A 20737-nucleotide genomic window follows, 5' to 3' on the forward strand; every position below is an offset into this window, starting at 1 on the left:
GTCCCTTAACTAAACCGCCATGTTATTTTACATGGCGGTTTAACTGTTACTCATTGAAGCAAAACATCTCATTCCCCGCTTCTTTCCCTTTTTCGCAGGCTATTGCCCTTAATTTTTTTGCTTTTACTGGGTCGATAGCCACCGTTCCTGTGTTATCTTCAGAAAATCTAAATGCTGCCATCCATTCTGCATACCCTGGATAAGTCATCTCATTTGCCTTATCAAACCATTGTTGTGCTTGCTTTTCATCTTTTGCGACACCTTGGCCATCTAGGTAGATAACGCCAAGCAAAACTGGAGCAATAAAAAAGTCTGGGTTATTTAGCGCGTTAACTTCCTTTAGAAGTTCTATAGACTGTTGATAATCCGTTTTACCTGCAATTGGGTTTATCAATGACTCTGCTAAACTGATTTTTCCCCGTGTACTGCCCATTTCAACCGCTTTAATCGCGTATTTACGTGCATCAACCAATTCCTGTGAAAAGTAACTATCACTTAATAGATTGATATCCGCCAATAACGCATAACCATCTGCATTACCATTTTTTGCGGATTCGTTTGCCCATAAACGCGCACTATTAAGATTTTGTAGAACACCTAAACCGGAAAAATACATTTGGGCCAGCTGATACTGAGCAAGGGCATCTTTCTTCGTTGCTTTTTGGTGAGTTTGTACAAATTTTTGTTTATCTTCAGGGGTAATATCAAGTTGAGCAATAGCTTGAAAAGAAAACGTAATTAGGGATGAAACGATAATAGCTTTAAAAAAGTTTGGTTTCATAATTGTTCTCATTAAAGAAGTCAAAGCGCAGAGCCTTGGCCTCCCCATTTTAAGAAGTATTGATATAAGTTATTCATTCCTACCCAATGGTTTTCACACCAGCTCGGGGCGAGTAACGTCGGTTTTCTGGCACTGGCACTAATACGGTGGTAGACAATGTCAGTTGGAGTATGACGCACCATTTCACCGGCAATTTGGGTATATTCATCAAGAGAAAGTGTTGCCAAGCGCCCTGCTCGCCAACTTTTTGCCATTACACTACCTTCAACAATATGTAGCGGGTGAAGTTTGATGCCATCCGTTCCACACTCAAGTACTTTATCCAATGTTTGCATATTCATTTGGGCATTTTCACCGGGTAGCCCACAAATCAAATGCGTACAAACTTTTAATCCAAGGCTACGAGCTTTTTGCGTTGTTTGTTGGTATGCATCAAAACCATGGCCGCGATTAATACGATGTAGCGTTTTATCATGAGCACTTTGTAAACCTAGCTCAAGCCATATTTCATAACCTTGTTGTTGGTAACAACTCAATAAAGATAATACCGCATCAGGAACACAATCAGGGCGCGTTCCAACACACAAGCCAATAATATCAGCCTGTTGTAAAGCGTCTTCATAGAGCTGCTTTAGCAGACTCACTTCTGCGTAGGTACTGGTATAGGCTTGGAAATAAGCTAAATAACGTTTTGCGCGGGAAATTCGGGTAATCTGTTGGTGAATTTGTTCACTGATGGTTTGAGATGATTGTCTTTCATCGGCAAAAGAAGCCACATTACAGAAGGTGCAGCCGCCTCGCCCAAGGGTGCCATCACGGTTTGGGCAATTAAAACCACCATGTAAGGTAATTTTATAAATTTTTTCACCATATCGGCGCTGTAAATCAGCGCCGAACATAGAAACGACTTCAGTGAGTTGCATAAACCGCCTAACTTAGCGACTTGTATCTAACTCAGGGAAGCTTTTTACAACTTCGTCGATTGCTTTCATTTGTTTTAAGAATGGCTCTAGCTTATCTAATGGTAATGCTGATGGACCATCACAACGCGCGTTGTCTGGGTCTGGATGGGCTTCAAGAAATAACCCTGCGATCCCAACCGCCATTCCCGCTCTTGCCAGCTCAGCAACTTGACCACGACGGCCACCAGATGCTGCACCAAATGGGTCGCGGCATTGCAATGCGTGGGTTACGTCGAAAATGACAGGACAGCCTTTTGATGCTTGAACCATGACATTAAAGCCAAGCATATCAACAACTAGGTTGTCATAACCAAAGTTTGCACCGCGGTCGCAAAGAATAATTTTATCGTTACCACCTTCGATAAATTTCTCAACGATATTTCCCATTTGTCCTGGGCTGATAAACTGAGGTTTTTTGATATTAATTACCGCATCTGTTTTAGCCATTGCTGCAACTAAGTCCGTTTGACGGGCTAAGAACGCTGGTAATTGAATGACATCAACAACTTCGGCAACAGGGGCAGCTTGTGCTGGCTCATGAACATCCGTAATGATTTTTACGCCAAATGTTTGTTTCAGCTCTTGGAATATTTTCATTCCTTCTTCAAGACCTGGACCACGGTAAGAGTGAATTGATGAGCGGTTAGCTTTATCAAATGACGCTTTAAATACGTAAGGGATCCCCAACTTTTGTGTCACTGTGACATAATGCTCACACACTTTCATCGCCATATCGCGGGATTCTAATACATTCATCCCACCAAATAACACAAACGGCAAGTCGTTCGCGACATTGATATCACCAATATTGACTACTTTCTGTTGCATACTCTTACCTTTAATATTGAAACAGGAAAATTGGCCTGTATGTTAATTAATGTAATACGACTGGATGGTTATCCAGCGAATAAATTTGTATTTTAATCATTTCAGAGACTGGGTCTTCTGGGCAATGTTCAATAAAATAATTGAGATCGCTCAATGCCACATGATTACAATCTAAATGCGCAAGAATTAACCCTCTGTCACGAATTTCGTAAGGGTCTTCAGGATCAAGAGTCAAAAGCGTTTCACAAACCCGTAACGCTAACTCCATCTTTTTTTCTTCCATTAATGCAGCTTTGAGCGTGTCAAAAATTTTACGAATAACAATGCTGTTTTCTGCTGCCTCAAGTTGGTCGTAGTAAAACTCAGAAAAAGGATCAACGGTTCCTTTGAGCCACAAATTTAACGTGTGTAATGATAAAGACTCACCATTAACAGGGTTAATTACCCATTGGCTGCCATCATTTCTTTCACTAACAAATAATAATTGAGTAGGGAAAATAGCGGGATAAATCGCAATATCAAGGCGTTCGGCAATATATAAAAAAATAGCACCGAGTGTCACAGGCGTACCTTGTTTAGATGACAATACTTTGTCTAGCCACAGCATATCCGATAACAAATAGATCCCTTCAGCTGCGCCAAACGACCACTCTTGGTAAAAAAGTGAGGCCAATTGCTGAATTTTTGTTTCGTTATCAGCGGTTAAATCGATACGAGACTTGGCTGATGAGACTAAGCTATCTAACTGAGCTTGCACTTTCATCAGCGGGAAATCATGACGGATACATTGTGAAACAGTCATGATCCCTTCACTTAAAGGGAGTTGATTAAATTCTATATTCGCTATGGTTTTCATTACATTCCCACTGCTATGCCACTTAACCATTCCATTGACCGAGTGAAATTCGCTCTCTTCCACCATAATCAAGACAGGTCTCAATTTTGGTGTACCCATGTACTTCAAATAAATCACGCACCGCAAGACCTTGTGTCCAGCCATGCTCAAGAAGCAACCACCCTTGATTTTTAAGATATTTTTTAGATTCTTGAATGATATGCATTAAATCAGCTAAGCCTTCATCCTTAGCCACTAGAGCGGTTAACGGCTCAAATCGCACGTCACCTTCGCTGAGATGCGTATCATTTTCATCAATATAGGGTGGATTACTGATAATCATATCAAATTGTTGAATTGATAGTGAAGCAAACCAATTACTTTGTATAAAATTGACATTTGAAATATTCAAACGCTGCTGATTTCGTTGTGCTAAAGCAACTGCATCAGGGTTAAAATCAACACCGATAACCTGACTTTGCGGCATTTCAGATGCCAAGGCTAGTGCAATTGCTCCTGTCCCAGTACCTAAATCTAAAATTTGATTTTTTTGCTCTGTTAACCTAGATAAGGCTTGTTCAACAATGCATTCGGTATCAGGCCTAGGTATTAATGTCGCAGGAGAGACGTAAAGAGGAAGGGACCAGAACTCACGTTCACCGATAATATAGGCAATAGGCTCACCTTTCTCACGGCGTTGCAAAAGACATTCAGCTTGTTGGCATTCTTCGGCATTGAGTTCTGTCTCACCAAATGCAAAAAGATAGGTACGGCTGCGACCTGTGACATGTTCCAGTAAAATTTCAGCATCTCGCTTCGCGCTGTCACTTGCAGACAGTCTGTTGACTGCCTGCTTGACCCATTCGATATACTGCATTATTCCTGCTCAGACAACGCAGAAAGTTGGTCTGCCTGGTATTCATTGATGATAGGTTGGATAAGTGAATCCAATTTCCCTTCCATCACTTCATCCAAACGATATAACGTTAAGTTAATACGGTGGTCAGTCACTCGGCCTTGTGGAAAATTATAGGTACGAATACGGTCAGAACGGTCACCGGAACCTAGCAGATTACGACGCTCAGATGCTTCTGCGGCTTGGCGCTTATCCATTTCGGCTTGGCGAATACGCGCACCTAATACAGACATCGCTTTTGCTTTATTTTTATGCTGCGAACGTTCATCTTGGCACTCAACAACAATGCCCGTCGGAATATGGGTAATACGTATTGCTGAATCTGTGGTGTTAACGTGCTGCCCACCCGCACCCGATGAGCGGAAAGTATCAATACGTAAATCCGCAGGGCTGATCTCAGGTAATTCAGCTTCTGGCAGTTCAGGTAAAATCGCTACAGTACAAGCGGATGTATGAATACGGCCTTGAGATTCCGTTTCGGGAACACGTTGAACACGGTGACCACCTGACTCAAATTTTAAGCGACCATAAACGCTATCACCGGAAATTTTCGCGATGACTTCTTTAAAACCGCCATGTTCGCCATCGCTCGTGCTCATTAATTCAACGCGCCAGCGGTTGTTTTCTGCATAACGGCTATACATACGGAATAGATCACCCGCAAAAATTGCCGCTTCGTCTCCCCCGGCACCCGCACGGATTTCAACGAAACAGTTATATTCATCATCAGGATCTTTCGGAAGCAGCAACAATTGTAATTGCTGTTCGAGCTCTTCATTGCGCGCTTTGGCTTCTTTAAGCTCTTCTTGAGCCATTTCTTTCATTTCAGGATCGTCTAACAACATTTCAGCTGTTTCGATGTCATCCTGTACTGTGCGCCATGCGCTAAAGCATTTAGCGACATCAGACAATTGTGCATATTCTTTTGATAAAGCACGAAAACGGTCTTGATCGGCAATTACACCTGCATCAGCAAGGTGCGCTTCAATTTCTTCGTAGCGTTCTTGTAATGCTTCTAATTTTGCGACAATAGAAGGCTTCATTCGTTATATAAGACCTATGATTAAAATGTGGTTATTGATGGTCCAGCCCTAGGCTGTCCCTAAGTAGATTTAGACGCTCGACATCCCCATTACCTGCAGCTTGCTGCAAAGATTTGGTTGGAGCGTGAATAAGGCGGTTGGTTAATTGTTGCGATAATTGCATGATCACTTGCTCAGGGTCTGCGCCTTGACGGATAGCGGTCAACGCTTTTTCAGTCATGTTTGCCCGAATGGCCTCAGCTTGTTCTCTATAATCGCGAATTGTAGACACTGCCGCTTGTGAGCGCAACCAATCCATAAAGTGGCTACTTTCTTGCTCAACAATATATTCAGCTTCAACGGCTGCGGCTTTTCGCTGAGCAAGGTTCTGTGCAATGATAGATTGCAAATCATCCACAGTATAGAGATAAACATCTCTTAATTTTTCAACATCTTGTTCGATATCTCGAGGAACGGCAATATCAATTAATAACATCGGCTTACTACGACGTATTTTCATTGCACGTTCGACCATCCCTTTCCCTATGATGGGTAAAGGACTCGCCGTTGAGCTAATGACAATATCTGCTTCCGCTAAGCGGTTATCAATATCCGATAACGAAATGACTTGTGCATTGACCTCATTGGCCAATAATTCCGCCCGTTCACGTGTTCGGTTAGCTATCATCATTTTTTGTACGCCATGTTCACGTAAATGACGCGCCACAAGCTCAATTGTTTCCCCTGCACCCACTAACAAGATGTTTAAATGTTTGAGTGATTCAAATATTTGGCGAGCAAGTGTACAAGCTGCAAATGCGACAGAAACTGCATTCGCACCAATATCGGTTTCTGTGCGCACACGTTTTGCAACAGAAAACGATTTCTGGAAAAGACGCTCAAGTTCGCTCGATAACGAGTGGTTACCTTGTGAAAGCGCAAACGCCTTTTTGACTTGCCCTAATATTTGTGGTTCACCCAAAACAAGTGAATCCAAGCCACTAGCGACACGCATTAGGTGACTAACCGCGCGGTCGTCTTGGTGCCAATAGAGACTCGGCTGTAAATCTTTTTGGGTTATACCATGAAAATCACACAGCCATTTTACTAGCTGTTCTTGAGCTCGTTCTTGCGATTCAAGGCTCAAATAAAGCTCAGTTCTATTACAGGTAGACAGCACAACGCCACCATTCACTTGAGGCTGTTTGAGAAGTTCCTCAAGTGCATGGTCAATTTTTTCAGGACCAAAAGTCACCCGCTCACGCAGGGCTACTGGTGCTGTTTTATGGTTGATGCCTAAGGCTAATAAGGTCATTGTGCTTTACGACTTGCTCACATTGCTTACAGTGCTAATTATTTTCAGTTATGCTCGATGGGTATTTCCTACCAATTAGCATGACTGTTATTTATATTGTTCTATTGTAGATGATCCGCGTCTCTCTTTCTACGGTTTGCATAAGCCTATCCTTCAGAAAGATGACCCACGCCAAAAAATAAACCGAAATAACAGACGTAATGGCGATTTTATCAGTCAAAACTGATCGTAATTTTATCGTTTATTTATACTATATAAAACTGATTATCAGCCATATCATTATTAACAATGATAAATTAACTGCAATAAGATGCATAGAGGATGCAATTATTTCGCACAGAAAGCAAATGGTGACAAGCTTAGGTTGGTCTAATAATCACTTTAGAAAACCATTCCTGCTGTCAATGCACTATGTTATTTGTATACAAACAGTAAATCACTTACAGATTTTTATCGGTTAGGTATATCATCGAGTGCAATAGATGACTCAGATAGCCATATCGCGCTAAACTAAACCTCTTTAAATGCAAGTAACTCAATAGAGACTGCTATCAGCGCCCAATACAACTTTGAGATTTGATATGCAATTAACTCAAGCTTTACCGTTTATGCACATAAATAAGCACTTTTTTCGCCTATTGCCACTTTCATGCGTCTTGCTAACTGCTTGCGTGACAACGTCACAAACAACCACGAAAGGAACTAGTTCCGCATCGGATGCTAAGTGGAAAGCACATCAACAAGAATTAAGTCAGCTACGTGATTACCAAACACGAGGCTCCTTTGCCTATAACGGAGGAGAAACAAAAACGTACGCTAAGTTTTTCTGGCAACAATATACACCGGAAAAATACCGTTTATTGTTAACCAACCCATTAGGTAGCCGTGAGCTTGAACTTACCGTTGAACCTGATTTAGCTCGATTAACTACCAAAGATGGTCAAACCCATATGAGTGACGTACCGAGCGAGTTGATTTATCAGCTCACTGGTATGGAAATCCCAATTGATGACCTAACCGCTTGGTTAACAGGTTCGCCCGGACGTGCAACAGACTTCACCTTAGATGAAAACCACCTGCTAAAAAGTGTTACGTTTAAAAGTAATGGTGAAACATGGCAGCTCAACTATATTTCCTATGACAGCAAAACAACACCAATGCTGCCAAACTATCTCGAGTTACGCCAAGGGGATAGACTTATCAAATTGAAAATGGATAGTTGGACACTGAAGAAATGACGTTAACATGGCCTTCTCCGGCAAAATTAAATCTTTTTTTGTACATCACAGGCCAACGCCCTGATGGCTATCACGAGTTACAAACTCTATTTCAATTTGTCGATTATGGCGATGAAATCACTATCACAACACGTGATGACGATCAGTTGAATTTATTGACGGATATGCAAGGGGTTCCCCCCGAAAAAAACCTAATTTTACGGGCTGCTAGATTATTACAATCCTATTGCCGTGATACGTTGCAACACAGTGGCCCACTAGGTGCCGATGTCGGTATTCATAAAATATTACCGATGGGCGGAGGTATTGGTGGAGGCTCATCAAACGCAGCAACCACCTTAATTGCGCTTAACGAACACTGGAAAACACAGGTTTCTGATGAAGTCCTTGCGCAATTAGGCGCATCATTAGGAGCAGATGTTCCTGTGTTTGTTCGCGGGCATGCTGCTTTCGCCGAAGGGGTTGGTGACATTTTAACCAAAGCTTCCCCTAAAGAGAAATGGTATCTGGTGGCTCATCCCGGAATTGAAATATCAACCCCGATGATCTTCACAGATCCACAATTAAATCGAAATTCTCCAAAACGTTCCCTAGCCGCATTATTACTGGCTCCGTACGCAAATGACTGCGAACCAATCGCAAGAAAACGTTTTCGTGAGGTTGAACAGCTTGTTTCTTGGCTGTTAGAATATGCTCCGTCTCGCCTTACAGGAACAGGCGCATGTGTTTTTTCTGAATTTGAAACACAAGCGGATGCCCTGCAGGTGTTAAATAAAGCCCCATCGTGGGTGCAAGGGTTCGTCGCTCAAGGCGTTAACGTTTCCCCACTGCACAAGTTCCGCGCTGGGATAACCCGTGTATTGCACCAATAAGCCTTGTCGCTGTTGGTCAACAATATCTCTCTGGACGCAAGCCTGAGGTTTTTCTCGTGCCCGATATGAAGCTTTTTGCTGGTAACGCTACACCGGAACTAGCACAACGTGTTGCTAACCGCCTTTACACTAATCTTGGAGACGCGGCTGTTGGTCGTTTTAGCGACGGCGAAGTCAGTGTTCAAATTAATGAAAATGTTCGCGGTGGTGATATTTTTATCATCCAGTCAACTTGTGCACCAACCAACGATAACCTGATGGAACTGGTTGTTATGGTCGATGCCCTACGCCGTGCATCTGCTGGTCGTATTACCGCTGTTATCCCTTACTTCGGTTATGCAAGACAGGATCGTCGCGTACGTTCTGCCCGTGTACCAATCACCGCTAAAGTTGTTGCCGATTTTCTGTCAAGTGTAGGTGTAGACCGTGTGCTCACTGTCGATTTACACGCAGAGCAGATCCAGGGCTTCTTTGATGTTCCTGTGGATAATGTATTTGGTAGCCCTATTCTTCTGGAAGATATGTTACAGAAGAATTTGGAAAACCCAATCGTTGTATCTCCAGACATCGGCGGCGTGGTACGTGCTAGAGCTATCGCAAAACTCCTGAATGACACTGATATGGCCATTATTGACAAACGCCGCCCACGTGCGAACGTTTCTCAAGTCATGCATATCATTGGTGATGTTTCAGGTCGTGATTGCATCTTAGTGGACGATATGATTGATACCGGTGGTACTCTGTGTAAAGCAGCTGAAGCACTGAAAGAACGTGGTGCGAAACGTGTATTTGCATACGCAACACACCCGATTTTCTCAGGTAATGCTGTAGACAACATCAAAAATTCAGTCATTGATGAAGTCATTGTTTGTGACACTATTCCTCTTTCTCCTGAAATCAAAGCGCTGAGCAATGTTCGCACTTTAACGCTTTCAGGTATGTTAGCTGAAGCTATCCGTCGTATTAGCAACGAAGAGTCAATTTCAGCAATGTTTGAGCACTAATTCTCCAATATTGGGTTTTAGCGTTCAACCGTGATGAAAAAGTCACAATAAAAAATATAAGCCCCTGCAATATCATTTGCAGGGGCTTTATGATTTTGGCAGGGAAAAAACCACTGGTGCTTATTTTTTTATTTTATCGCCGATCATAGTGGTGACTTCACGTTATGAAACGACAAAAATAGCCATCTAAAATAACGAACAATATTCACGACAAAAGAGCAAAATTCTTTGGAATTTCACTCTTATTAATGCCTAATTATCAAACTAGTTCACCATTATCAGCAATTAATTGCTCTAGACTATTTATGGATAGCGGTGATTGTCTCTGCGTGAATGATATTGTTGTTTCAATTGCCAGTAACGGTCTGCAACTTTTTCACGGCCGCCGATCCTAGCACCGACTAACCATACCATCGCACCGATAAAAATGCCGAATAAGGAACCGTTCGTGATGAGTTCTGAAAGGCCTAAGTTAACGATATGAGAGAATAAGTTGACACCGATACTTCCGATCATCAACACCATTCCGATTCCCATGAAGATATTACCTAGAAGATGAGCGCTTTTCCGTTTCATATATACCTCCAGTACCAGTAAACTGATAAGCAAGCATGTGTAAATAAATTCGGTCATACTTTATATTTATGTAATGATTATAGTGCATTAAGTAAAATTTTTTGCGATAGACATCACAAGGAAGGAAGTTAGCAAGAATATCTGTACAAAAAATGCTTTTTATCAAGAAATCAGAAAATCCGAATAGTTTATTCAGCAATTATAAACATAGTTACTTTATCCATCACAATTTTGTACATCCTGCATTTCACAAGGTAAACTAGGGCATTATTTTTCATAACTGATAGTGAAATCACCACCGTGAGCAAAATTAAGTTAATTGTTGGACTTGCCAATCCGGGTGCTGAATATGCACAAACGCGCCATAATGCAGGTGCATGGTATGTTGATTTACTGGCTGAGCGCCATAATCAGCCATTGAAAGAAGAAGCGAAGTTTTTTGGTTATACCGCACGTATTAATATGGGTGGTAATGACATCCGCCTGCTGGTTCCAACCACATTTATGAACCTAAGTGGTAAATCAGTTGCCGCTATAGCCAATTTTTATCGCATCAATCTCGATGAAATTTTAGTCGCCCATGATGAACTCGATTTACCTCCCGGTGTAGCTAAAATGAAATTAGGGGGCAGTAATGGCGGTCACAATGGGTTGAAAGATATTCAAAGTAAATTCGCCAATAACCCGAATTTTTATCGTTTACGCATTGGTATTGGCCACCCAGGTGATAAAAACAAAGTCGTTGGCTTTGTTTTGGGTAAACCGCCGTTATCTGAGCAAAAACTCATTGATGATGCGATTGATGAAGCGGTCAGGTGTACTGACATTCTACTAGCTGATGGTATGGACAAAGCAATAAACCGCTTGCATGGCTTTAAAGCAACTGCATAAGAGTTCATTTCATCCAAATCGACTTTTTGTGTATAATCAGCGCCAATTTCTAAACATTGGGTGCAGCGCATGTCTGCCCCTCGCTATTAAGGTGAGAAACATATGGGTTTTAAATGCGGTATCGTTGGTCTGCCTAACGTGGGTAAATCCACTCTGTTTAATGCATTGACCAAAGCCGGCATCGAAGCAGCCAACTTCCCTTTCTGTACAATTGAACCAAACACGGGTGTTGTGCCAATGCCAGACCCACGTCTTGATCAATTAGCTGAAATTGTGAAGCCACAGCGTATTTTACCAACTACGATGGAGTTCGTGGATATCGCGGGCTTAGTAAAAGGTGCATCTAAAGGTGAAGGCCTAGGTAACCAATTTTTAACGAATATCCGTGAAACCGAAGCCATTGGTCACGTTGTTCGTTGTTTTGAAAATGACAATATCATTCACGTTGCAGGCCAAGTTGACCCTGCCGCAGATATTGAAGTCATTAATACTGAATTAGCACTTGCTGACCTTGATACCTGTGAGCGCGCTATCCATCGTGTCCAAAAACGCGCAAAAGGTGGCGATAAAGACGCAAAAGCAGAATTAGAAGCATTAGAAAAATGTTTGCCGCACCTAGAGCAAGCAGGTATGTTACGCACATTAGAGTTATCTAATGAAGATAAAGCCGCTATCCGCTACTTGAGCTTCTTAACATTAAAGCCAACGATGTACATTGCTAACGTTAATGAAGATGGTTTTGAAAATAACCCATTCTTAGATGTGGTGTATAAAATTGCAGAAGCCGAAGGCTCTGTAGTTGTTCCCGTCTGTGCAGCGATTGAGTCCGATATTGCAGAACTTGAAGACGAAGAGCGCGATGAGTTTATGGCTGATTTAGGTATTGAAGAACCGGGTCTTAACCGTGTTATTCGTGCTGGTTATCAGTTATTAAACCTGCAAACTTATTTTACTGCAGGGGTTAAAGAAGTGCGTGCATGGACTATCCCTGTCGGTGCAACGGCACCACAAGCCGCAGGTAAAATCCACACTGACTTCGAAAAAGGCTTTATTCGCGCACAAACCATCGCATTTGATGATTTTATCCAATACCGTGGCGAACAAGGCGCAAAAGAAGCCGGTAAAATGCGCGCAGAAGGTAAAGACTATATCGTTAAAGACGGCGATGTGCTGAACTTCTTGTTTAATGTGTAGTACTTAACATCAGCTTGGTCTATAACGTACCATAAGTGTATTGAAACAGCATAAAGCTCAGGTGTTACCTTGGTTTTATGCTGTTTTTTTATATTAGCCTATCACAAGGTTAATTTGTGTTTCTATCTTCCATAATCATCGCTGCGGCGCGTTCTGCAATCATTATCGTTGGTGCGTTGGTATTGCCACTTGGAATTTCAGGCATTACAGAACAGTCCACGACACGTAAGTTTTCAATACCATGTACACGTAACCGCAAATCAGTCACTGATGTTGTGGTATCCGTTCCCATACGGCAAGTTCCCACAGGATGGTAAACTGTTTTACAAAAATTTCGGACAAACTCTTCAAGTTGAGCGTCATCATGACGTACAGAAGCGGGTGGCATTAAAACTTCTTTGCTTAGCGCTTGTAATGAAGGGGAATCCAATACTTCTAAGCCAAACTTAACTGCGCGCTTGCAACCTTCCATATCTTCAGGTGAGGCAAGATAATTAGCGTGAATTTTTAGTGGGGCTTGTGGGTCTGTGCTGCGCAATAAAATTTCACCTCGAGACTTAGGTTGTAAGTAGCCGACCTTTAATGAAAAGCCGTGTGCGGCGGGCAGAGGCTCACCAGGAACGTCATCCCAACTATCTAAAATAGGTAAAAAGTGAATTTGTACATCAGGGCGACCTTGGTTGCAGCTGTCTTTAAATGCAGCGCCTTCTAAAACGTTAGAGGTGAGCAGTCCACTGCGAAATGCCATCCACTCAACCCCGTGTTTAATCGCATTTAAACCTTGGTCCGCGCCGAATAAACTTATTGGCTGCTTAGTTGTGACGTTAATTGACATATGTAGGTGGTCATGAAAATTTTTGCCAACAGGTAGATTCACATGCGTATGGATCCCCAACGAAGACAAATGCTCCTCTGGCCCGATCCCTGATAGCATCAATAATTTTGCAGAGCCCATCGCACCCGAGCAGACCAATACTTCGCAACTGGCAAATGCTTCAACTTCATGGCCATTTTTTCCTTGATAGGCAACACCAATCGCGTGGTTATCGCGGATGATAATACGGTTCACTTGAGTGCTAAGCTTTAATGTCAAATTATCACTCTTTTCCACTGATTTTAAATAGGTTCTTGATGTACTGGCTCTTTCTCCATTATGTGTTGTCGTCTGGTAAAAGCTTGTTCCTTGTTGGCTTTCTCCGTTAAGGTCATTGACATAAGGAAGACCATGCTCTTGCGCTGCACGAATAAATGCCATTGATAATGGGTGCCGGTATCTATTTTCACTGACAGGAAGTGGGCCTTCTGTTCCATGGTATTCTCCTGTCAGGCTTTCATTACTCTCAGCTTTTTTAAACCATGGCAATACATCTGAGTATCCCCAGCCTTCACATCCGTAATTTAGCGCCCAATTATCATAATCTTGTTTCTGGCCTCGGATATAAATCATTCCATTGACAGAACTACTTCCCCCCAACACTTTCCCTTGGGCAATTTGCATTTTACGGTTATTCGTGTGAGGCTCTGGCTCAGTTTCATAAGGCCAACTTTTTTGGGCAATAATTTTCGCCACGCCAGCTGGCATACGAATAAACAAGTGGTTATCGCTACCACCCGCTTCAATAAGTAATACTTTGGATTGCGTCTCTTGGATCAACCGAGCAGCAAGAACACAACCGGCAGAACCTGCACCTACAATAATATAATCATAATTTACTGCGCTCATTTGTCACCCCGCCAAATAAAATAAACAATTTGTTTTCATTTTTTTAACAATAGCGCTTTTGATTCATTAATGTATGAACAATATTCTGCATATGTGATTTAAATCAAAAATAATTTCTCATGTAATTATTATTAGTTCTTAATAAACATTGTTTATTCAAGAAAAATTTCAAGCCAAGTCAATACTCAAACCTCACTCAATCTTTATTAATAAATGAATGTTTATAGCTAGTTAATAAGTAATCTGTTATATAGAAATATCCTATTTTATTGTGTTTAAGCGAGTCAAAATCCCCTTCGATGTTATCAGCGACTATAACGCTTATTTCCAAGCAGGAGTTGCAAGATAATCGATGAATGCTATAGTAATGACCGATTAATATTCTTTCGGCTTGAGGACGACCTCAAGTGCGTATCAGCAACAGGGACGGCCCTTTCTTCTAAAGGAAAACAATATGGGGCGCTTCTGTTTCAATAGTTCACTCATCCCGTTAACAACTTGGTGTCGGTTAATTGGCTCTTGGTTAGTCGTCATTTTCTTTATCTTAAGTGGTGAAACATTACTTAATGACAGCCTTTCTGCATTTAGTGCAACTTGGATTTTTTTACTGCTATTCATTACGATTCTAACCGCTTCCTTCGGCGTCGTTAAAGAGGCTGACCATCTTGCTCAACAATTGGGTGAGCCATACGGAACGCTGATCCTGACTTTATCTATTGTCTTAATTGAAGTCATTCTTATTGCCTCGGTTCTACTAGGTCCCGGTGATTTTCCAACCATTGGCCGTGATTCAATATTCGCCGTGATGATGATTATCATGAACCTCGTCGTAGGTATCTGCTTACTCGCAGGTTCAGCTAGAAATGGTGAACAAGAATATAATACGCAAGGGGCAAACAGTTATCTTTCAATGATCGTATTACTGACTGGTTTAGCGTTAGTCCTACCAAATTATACCTCTAGCCAAGGGGAGTATTCCTATACGCAAGCCATTGGTATTTCGGGTATTACTATACTTATCTATGGTGCTTTCTTGTGGATGCAGATGCGAGGCCATCGTCGGTTTTTTATCCAACCGCCTAAAGGGCTGATGAGTGTCCCAGAACAATACATTTCAGCTAACAATGTTTTGACAGACAATAATATCGAAAAGAAAGATAACCACTCTGAGTCAAACAAAAAAGCCATTATCATTCGTTCTTGTGTGTTAATTGGGCTGATACTCCCTATTGTGTTACTTGCGCATTACTTAGCCATCGTGACTGATTACGGAATTGAAGCTTTAGGAGCACCAGTAGCAGTCGGTGGTGTCCTGATCGCCATTATCGTATTTACGCCTGAATCAATCACAGCGGTAAAAGCGGCAATGAATAATGAAATGCAACGAGCGATAAACCTTTGCCAAGGTGCATTTGTCTCAACCGTAGGTTTAACTGTGCCTGCAGTATTAATTATCGGCATTATTACCGGTAAACAAGTCATTATGGGGATTTCAAACGCGGAAATTGTTTTATTCGCAATCACCATGTTACTGACTATGCTTTCATTTAATGGCCAGAAAACATCCCCTATTCAAGGCTGGATGCACCTTGCCATCTTTGCTGTATTTGGGCTTATTCTATTTTATCCGTAATGACTGATAAAACGTGAAGGCTGCATAAGAAAATACCCGATTGGGTATCAAATTTTATGTAAGCCTCGCTTACTCTTTTCTTATTCTTAACATATCCAAAGCCAAATCATGCCATGCTTGTGCACGACGGCTTTGGTGGTGACTTTTTACTGTCGCTAAAGCAATGTCATAAGCCAATGTTGGCTCAATAACTGGAATAACGGATAATCCCACTGAACTGGTGTTCTGCCACATACTGTCCGGAAGTAGCGTTATCCCTACCCCGGCTCTTACCATAGCAGTCACCAAATCTAAATGACTACTGCGCCCAGAAATAGTGGGTTTTTTACCATAAACACCGCAAGCACTAACAACAAGTTCATTAATTAGAAAATCATCAGAAAAGAAAATAAAAGGCTCATCGGCTATTTCACTAAATTTAACAAATTCACGTATTGCGAGTGGATGCTGATTGCTGACCAATAGTATTAATCGGTCGGTTGAAAAAGGGTGTACTTCAAAGTGGTCATCTGCAAATGGTAACATCACAGCTGCAGTTTCAACTTCGCCATTTAACATTGCCTCACGCATTTTGCGCGTACCCAACTCAAGAATTTTCAGTTCCACCTGTGGATAACGTTGGCTAAAAGCCATAATAATATCAGCAAAATAGGTCGATGCTATCACGGGTGGTAGCCCCACGGGTAGTACTCCAGATATAGGGCCTGACCTTTCCAGTAACGCTTTTTTCATACTGCCAAACTGTGAAAGGATTTGCTTCGCATGAGCCAATAAAATATAGCCTTCCTCTGTTAATTTAACGCCATCGACTTCCCTAATCAGCAAAGTATAACCAAGTTCATCTTCTAATTTTTTAATACTGCGGCTAATCGCTGGTTGCGTGACAAATAAACTTTCTGCCGCGCGGCTAAAACCATTGAGCTGCACAACTTCAACAAAATAACGTAATGAACGAATGTCCATTTCGCCCCCTATGATTTTTAGTTATAGATAGAATGAGTTTAAGTGATTTCCTTTAAAGCATAATAAACGATAAAAATAATTCAACTTAGAATTATTAGCTAGGCAATTAATGGAGATCAGCATGATGAATAAGACGGTTATCGAGTACGTATTAGATCAACTTTACCAAATCGGTATTCACGATATTTTTGGTGTTGCTGGTGACTACGCATTTCCTATTGAAGATGCAGTATGTGAAAGTGAAAATATGCGCTGGATTGGTAACTGCAATGAACTCAATGCCTCATATGCTGCGGATGGTTATGCTCGTGTGAAAGGTGCTGCGGCGTTATCAACCACTTTTGGTGTCGGCGAACTCAGTGCTTTAAATGGTATTGCCGGCGCTTATGCTGAACATCTTCCCATTTTTCATCTTGTTGGTATGCCAGCAAGTGGGGTTCAGAAAAACCACCGTTTAGTTCACCACACCCTAGGAAATGGTGATTTCGATGTGTTTTATCAAATGAGCCAACATTTAAGCTGTGCTCACGCTATTTTAACGCCTGAAAACTGTATTGCCGAAACAGAACGTTTAATTACAACCGCTTTACAAGAATCTCGACCCGTTTATTTAGGTTTCCCTTCTGACTACGCTGTTATGCCAATTAAAGCAGATGAAACACCTGAAACTATCACTATAAATAAAAGTCATAGCAAGTCATTATCAGCTGCGGTTACCGCTATTGTCGAAAAGCTCACATCGAGTACAAAAGCCTGCATTATTCCTGGGATTTTAACGGCTCGTTTCGGCTTAACGACTGATGTTGAGGCTATTATCCAGAAAACTGGCCTGCCTTATGCCACCATGTTTATGGATAAAGGGGTATTAAGCGAATCTAATGCTCAATATATGGGGATTTATAATGGAAAACTAATGAACCCTGATGTGCGAGAATTTGTCGAGAGTTGTGACTGTATTATGGGGATCGGTGCAGTATTAACGGACTTCAACTCCGGTAGCTTCACCGCAACGATTGCCCCTGAAAGCTGTATTAACATCCTTTCTGACCATGTGAAAGTGGGTTCCGCTATCTACCCAAATGTATTGATGAAAGATGTGTTAGATAAATTAAAAGAACTTGCGCCCTCACTTAACCATGTTGGGCTCAAAGCTCAAGGATTAGGATCACCACAGCAAGGTGAAAATGGCCAAATTACCGCCTCATATTTGTACCCTCGCCTAGAAAAAATGTTCCGTAAGGACGACATTATTATTGCAGAAACGGGGACAGCATCTATGGGGTTAGGTTTTGCTTTATTACCTGAAAATGCACAATTTCACAATCAAACATTATGGGGATCTATCGGCTGGGCTACTCCTGCAGCCTTTGGTGCAGCAATTGCGGAGCCACAGAAGCGAGTTATTTTAGTGACTGGGGAAGGTTCTCACCAACTCACGGCCCAAGAAATTAGCCAGTTTGCCCGCTTTGGTTTAAAACCGATTGTTTTCGTCCTAAATAATGATGGCTATTTAATTGAACGACTTCTGTGTAAAAACCCTGAAGCCTATTACAACGACTTACCCCAATGGAATTATACACAGCTTCCCGCCGCATTAGGTTGTAATGATTGGTATTGTCAGCGTGTTACCAACTGCAATGAATTAGACAATGCGATTAAGCAGGCCGAACTATCGAACCATGCGGCCTATATTGAGGTAGTTATGGACAGATATGCAGCATCTGAGCTTGCTGAAAAACTGGGGAAATCAGTCGCGTCCTTATATTCATATTAGATTGACAAATTATGGCAGCCATTGCGCTGCCAATGTCTTTATGATTCAAATACCAGCCCTACATCGTCTCGTGACTGATGCAATATTTTTGAGACAATTAATGCTAATTCAAGCAATTCATCGCATTTAGCACGGTTTTTACTGGCGACTTGCTCACGAAAGAATGCAAACTCATAGACCATATGATTGATTGTTGCATTCCGAGATACGTTGGATATTTCCCCATCAATACAAACCTCAACTGACTGGCACAGGCTTGGGGCTCCCGTGATACAAATATGCCCTTTAGTACCTTGAATAATAAAGTAACCGGGGCTCGCCGAATCTTTCGCTCCCACACACGATGCAACTGAATGCTCAAAATGGGCCGTTAGTACCCCTGATGTATCAATTCCATTAAACCCTTTATTACAAATATAGTGGCTACTATCGGGTGCTCCCATCAAGGCCGATAACAAATAAATGTTATATAGATTAATATCATAGAGAGCGCCACCTGCTTGCTGTGGGTCAAAAGCGGCATGAATACGGCCTTGCAAATAGTCATTGTATCGACTTGAATATTGGGAATAATTACCGTGAATCACTTTGATTTCACCTATTTTATCAATATGTTGCTTGATAAAATGAAATTCAGGGGTATGAATAGACGTAATGGCTTCAAACAAAAAAAGCCCCCTAGTCTGTGAAATGGAAATTAACGCCTGCAACTGTTGCCAATTTGGTGTAAACGGTTTTTCGCATACCACATGTTTGTCAGCCATCAATGCATCAAAGGTATACTGATAATGCAAATGATTTGGCAAACCTATGTATATCACCTCAACATCCGGGTCTTGTAACAACTTTTGATAATCAGTATATAACTTTGCTATACCAAATTGTTGGCAAATATCCTGCCCCTTTTCAATACTTTCCGCCCGAACACACAGTGCGACTAGCTCTATCCCCTGCACCTGTATTAAAGCATCAAGGGCCGACATGATTATTTTTCCAGAACCGACCAGCGCTAGTTTCATCTCTGTTATCCATTAAGAAAAGTGAATTTCATTCTGCCATAAGGCTCATTATTTAAGAAATGCCTTCGATGCTTTTTTGATAACCTCTACCATTTCCGAATTTTTCCTCTTAAAAATTCAATAAAAACGACGTATTTTTTCGCTGGAGGTTCTTTTATTTATTACTGGTGTACGAATCAATTTCACTAGGTGAACCAAATAACCGCCATAAATGACGACTAGCTTTCCATTTACAATAATTTCTATTCATGTTGCCATCAAAACTTTCTCATTTTACGTTTTATATAACCAATTGTTTTATCTTATAAATATTTCATTTTTCTTTTTTTTCACTGGCAGAAACCTTTTTAAAACCCTAACTCACCTCACAATTTATTAACAACTCTCTTGAATCATTTTTTATTATTCTCCATGCTAATTTTATTAAATAAACCAATGGTTTACTGTATAAACCAGTCGAGGTTGAGATGAAAGAGAATATTGTCACTGCCGTTGATGATGCTTTATTGCTATTGATGCTATTAGGTGAAAAAAACAATCTTGGATTAAGTGAACTTGCACGCTTATCTGGCATGAATAAATCCAAGGTATACCGCTTATTATGCACATTAGAAAACCGTCATTTCGTGCAAAAAAATGAAAATCCAGTGACCTATAATTTAGGCCATCAATTATTAAGCTTGGGGAATTGCGCTCGCCAGCAAATAAACTATATCCAAGTCGCGGAAGTTGAAGCAGAGCAACTCCGTCAACGTTTTGATGAAAACATTCAAATGCGTATACGTGACAACGGTGAAATTTTACAAGTTCTTCATAAGCCATCAGGGCAATCACTTCAAGTACGCAGTGAAGCTGGCAATCGCCGACCGTTAGGATCTGGAGCGTCAGGCAGAGTACTATTGGCTTACTCACCTAAAGATGTTCAAGCACATTTTATTGAAAAGAACCCCTCAATTGAAAAATCAATTGCCACCATACGCTCACAAGGTTTTGCCATTACCCGAGGCGAATTAACCGCAGGTATCGGTGCTATTGCCGCACCTATCTTTTCACAACACGGGGAATGCATTGCTTCACTGAGCATTAGCTTACCACTAAGCCGTTTTTCTGATGAAAAAGAACAAGATATGACTGAACAACTGCTTCTGTCTGCTTTACGCATATCAAGGCAGCTCGGTTACGACTCATAAT

Annotated in this window: 19 protein-coding genes; 8 read left to right on the plus strand and 11 right to left on the minus strand. The window is 41.4% G+C overall.

From position 1 onward, the window contains the following. Positions 1-46: 46 nt before the first annotated feature. From PSE60_RS07345 to hemA, 7 genes are read right to left on the minus strand one after another with little or no spacing between them, the layout of a single operon-like run. Positions 47-781, minus strand: coding sequence for a tetratricopeptide repeat protein (locus PSE60_RS07345; RefSeq protein ID WP_217007728.1), 735 nt, complete (start codon positions 779-781; stop codon positions 47-49). A 20-nt stretch (positions 782-801) separates the two neighbouring features. Further along, complete coding sequence (locus tag PSE60_RS07350; protein ID WP_272665011.1) at positions 802-1704, minus strand: TIGR01212 family radical SAM protein; 903 nt, start codon at positions 1702-1704, stop codon at positions 802-804. A gap of 12 nt (positions 1705-1716) precedes the next feature. After that, positions 1717-2571 carry a 3-deoxy-8-phosphooctulonate synthase gene (kdsA, locus tag PSE60_RS07355; protein WP_004255137.1) on the minus strand — a complete coding sequence of 285 codons (855 nt, stop codon included), beginning with the start codon at positions 2569-2571 and terminating at the stop codon, positions 1717-1719. Positions 2572-2617: 46 nt separating this feature from the next. Then, positions 2618-3427, minus strand: a complete 810-nt coding sequence (gene sirB1 / locus PSE60_RS07360) for an invasion regulator SirB1 (RefSeq protein ID WP_272665012.1) — start codon at positions 3425-3427, stop codon at positions 2618-2620. Between the two features lie 22 nt (positions 3428-3449). Further along, positions 3450-4283, minus strand: coding sequence for a peptide chain release factor N(5)-glutamine methyltransferase (prmC, locus tag PSE60_RS07365; RefSeq protein ID WP_272665013.1), 834 nt, complete (start codon positions 4281-4283; stop codon positions 3450-3452). Next, positions 4283-5365 (minus strand): peptide chain release factor 1, encoded by a 1083-nt coding sequence (gene prfA / locus PSE60_RS07370; protein ID WP_004264135.1) that lies wholly within the window; start codon positions 5363-5365, stop codon positions 4283-4285. Before prfA ends, prmC begins: the two co-directional genes overlap by 1 nt. 31 nt (positions 5366-5396) lie before the next feature. Further along, complete coding sequence (hemA, locus tag PSE60_RS07375; protein WP_272665014.1) at positions 5397-6659, minus strand: glutamyl-tRNA reductase; 1263 nt, start codon at positions 6657-6659, stop codon at positions 5397-5399. Positions 6660-7240: 581 nt separating this feature from the next. On the opposite strand from hemA, the gene lolB reads away from it, so the two are divergent. Genes lolB through prs form a run of 3 tightly spaced genes read left to right on the plus strand, consistent with a single transcriptional unit; the run spans position 7241 to position 9773 of the window. Next, positions 7241-7897, plus strand: coding sequence for a lipoprotein insertase outer membrane protein LolB (gene lolB, locus PSE60_RS07380; RefSeq protein WP_004910605.1), 657 nt, complete (start codon positions 7241-7243; stop codon positions 7895-7897). Then, positions 7894-8769 (plus strand): 4-(cytidine 5'-diphospho)-2-C-methyl-D-erythritol kinase, encoded by an 876-nt coding sequence (gene ispE, locus PSE60_RS07385; protein ID WP_210835556.1) that lies wholly within the window; start codon positions 7894-7896, stop codon positions 8767-8769. Before lolB ends, ispE begins: the two co-directional genes overlap by 4 nt. 56 nt (positions 8770-8825) lie before the next feature. Next, positions 8826-9773, plus strand: a complete 948-nt coding sequence (gene prs, locus PSE60_RS07390; RefSeq protein WP_004910604.1) for a ribose-phosphate diphosphokinase — start codon at positions 8826-8828, stop codon at positions 9771-9773. A 303-nt stretch (positions 9774-10076) separates the two neighbouring features. On the opposite strand, the gene ychH is transcribed toward prs, so the two are convergent. Then, the gene (gene ychH / locus PSE60_RS07395) at positions 10077-10349 is read right to left on the minus strand and encodes a stress-induced protein YchH (RefSeq protein ID WP_115167325.1); all 273 of its coding nucleotides are present in this window, start codon (positions 10347-10349) and stop codon (positions 10077-10079) included. Positions 10350-10649: 300 nt separating this feature from the next. Here ychH and pth point away from each other — a divergent pair, with 300 nt between their 5' ends. Together pth and ychF are read left to right on the plus strand one after the other, a co-directional pair. Then, entirely contained in the window at positions 10650-11240 is a 591-nt protein-coding gene (pth, locus tag PSE60_RS07400) for an aminoacyl-tRNA hydrolase (RefSeq protein WP_272665015.1), read from the plus strand. Between the two features lie 102 nt (positions 11241-11342). Further along, positions 11343-12434, plus strand: a complete 1092-nt coding sequence (ychF, locus tag PSE60_RS07405) for a redox-regulated ATPase YchF (protein WP_004910600.1) — start codon at positions 11343-11345, stop codon at positions 12432-12434. 109 nt (positions 12435-12543) lie between these two features. Here the strand turns inward: ychF and PSE60_RS07410 are convergent, their stop codons facing one another. Beyond that, a complete protein-coding gene (locus tag PSE60_RS07410) occupies positions 12544-14157 on the minus strand; it encodes a GMC family oxidoreductase (protein WP_272665017.1) in 1614 nt (537 codons plus the stop codon). Positions 14158-14611: 454 nt separating this feature from the next. Between PSE60_RS07410 and PSE60_RS07415 the strand changes: the two genes are divergently transcribed. Beyond that, complete coding sequence (locus PSE60_RS07415; protein WP_272665018.1) at positions 14612-15790, plus strand: calcium:proton antiporter; 1179 nt, start codon at positions 14612-14614, stop codon at positions 15788-15790. 69 nt (positions 15791-15859) lie between these two features. Here the strand turns inward: PSE60_RS07415 and PSE60_RS07420 are convergent, their stop codons facing one another. Continuing rightward, positions 15860-16753: a LysR family transcriptional regulator gene (locus PSE60_RS07420; protein ID WP_272665019.1), complete on the minus strand. Its 894-nt coding sequence runs from the start codon at positions 16751-16753 to the stop codon at positions 15860-15862. 124 nt (positions 16754-16877) lie between these two features. Between PSE60_RS07420 and PSE60_RS07425 the strand changes: the two genes are divergently transcribed. After that, entirely contained in the window at positions 16878-18527 is a 1650-nt protein-coding gene (locus PSE60_RS07425; RefSeq protein ID WP_272665331.1) for an alpha-keto acid decarboxylase family protein, read from the plus strand. Positions 18528-18565: 38 nt separating this feature from the next. Here the strand turns inward: PSE60_RS07425 and PSE60_RS07430 are convergent, their stop codons facing one another. Further along, on the minus strand, positions 18566-19546 hold the full coding sequence (locus PSE60_RS07430; protein ID WP_272665020.1) for a Gfo/Idh/MocA family protein: 981 nt from the start codon (positions 19544-19546) through the stop codon (positions 18566-18568). Between the two features lie 467 nt (positions 19547-20013). Between PSE60_RS07430 and PSE60_RS07435 the strand changes: the two genes are divergently transcribed. After that, positions 20014-20736 carry an IclR family transcriptional regulator gene (locus PSE60_RS07435; protein ID WP_272665021.1) on the plus strand — a complete coding sequence of 241 codons (723 nt, stop codon included), beginning with the start codon at positions 20014-20016 and terminating at the stop codon, positions 20734-20736. Position 20737: the final 1 nt, after the last annotated feature.

Origin of the sequence: Providencia sp. PROV174 (assembly GCF_028480685.1) — a bacterium.
Lineage (GTDB): Bacteria > Pseudomonadota > Gammaproteobacteria > Enterobacterales > Enterobacteriaceae > Providencia > Providencia rettgeri.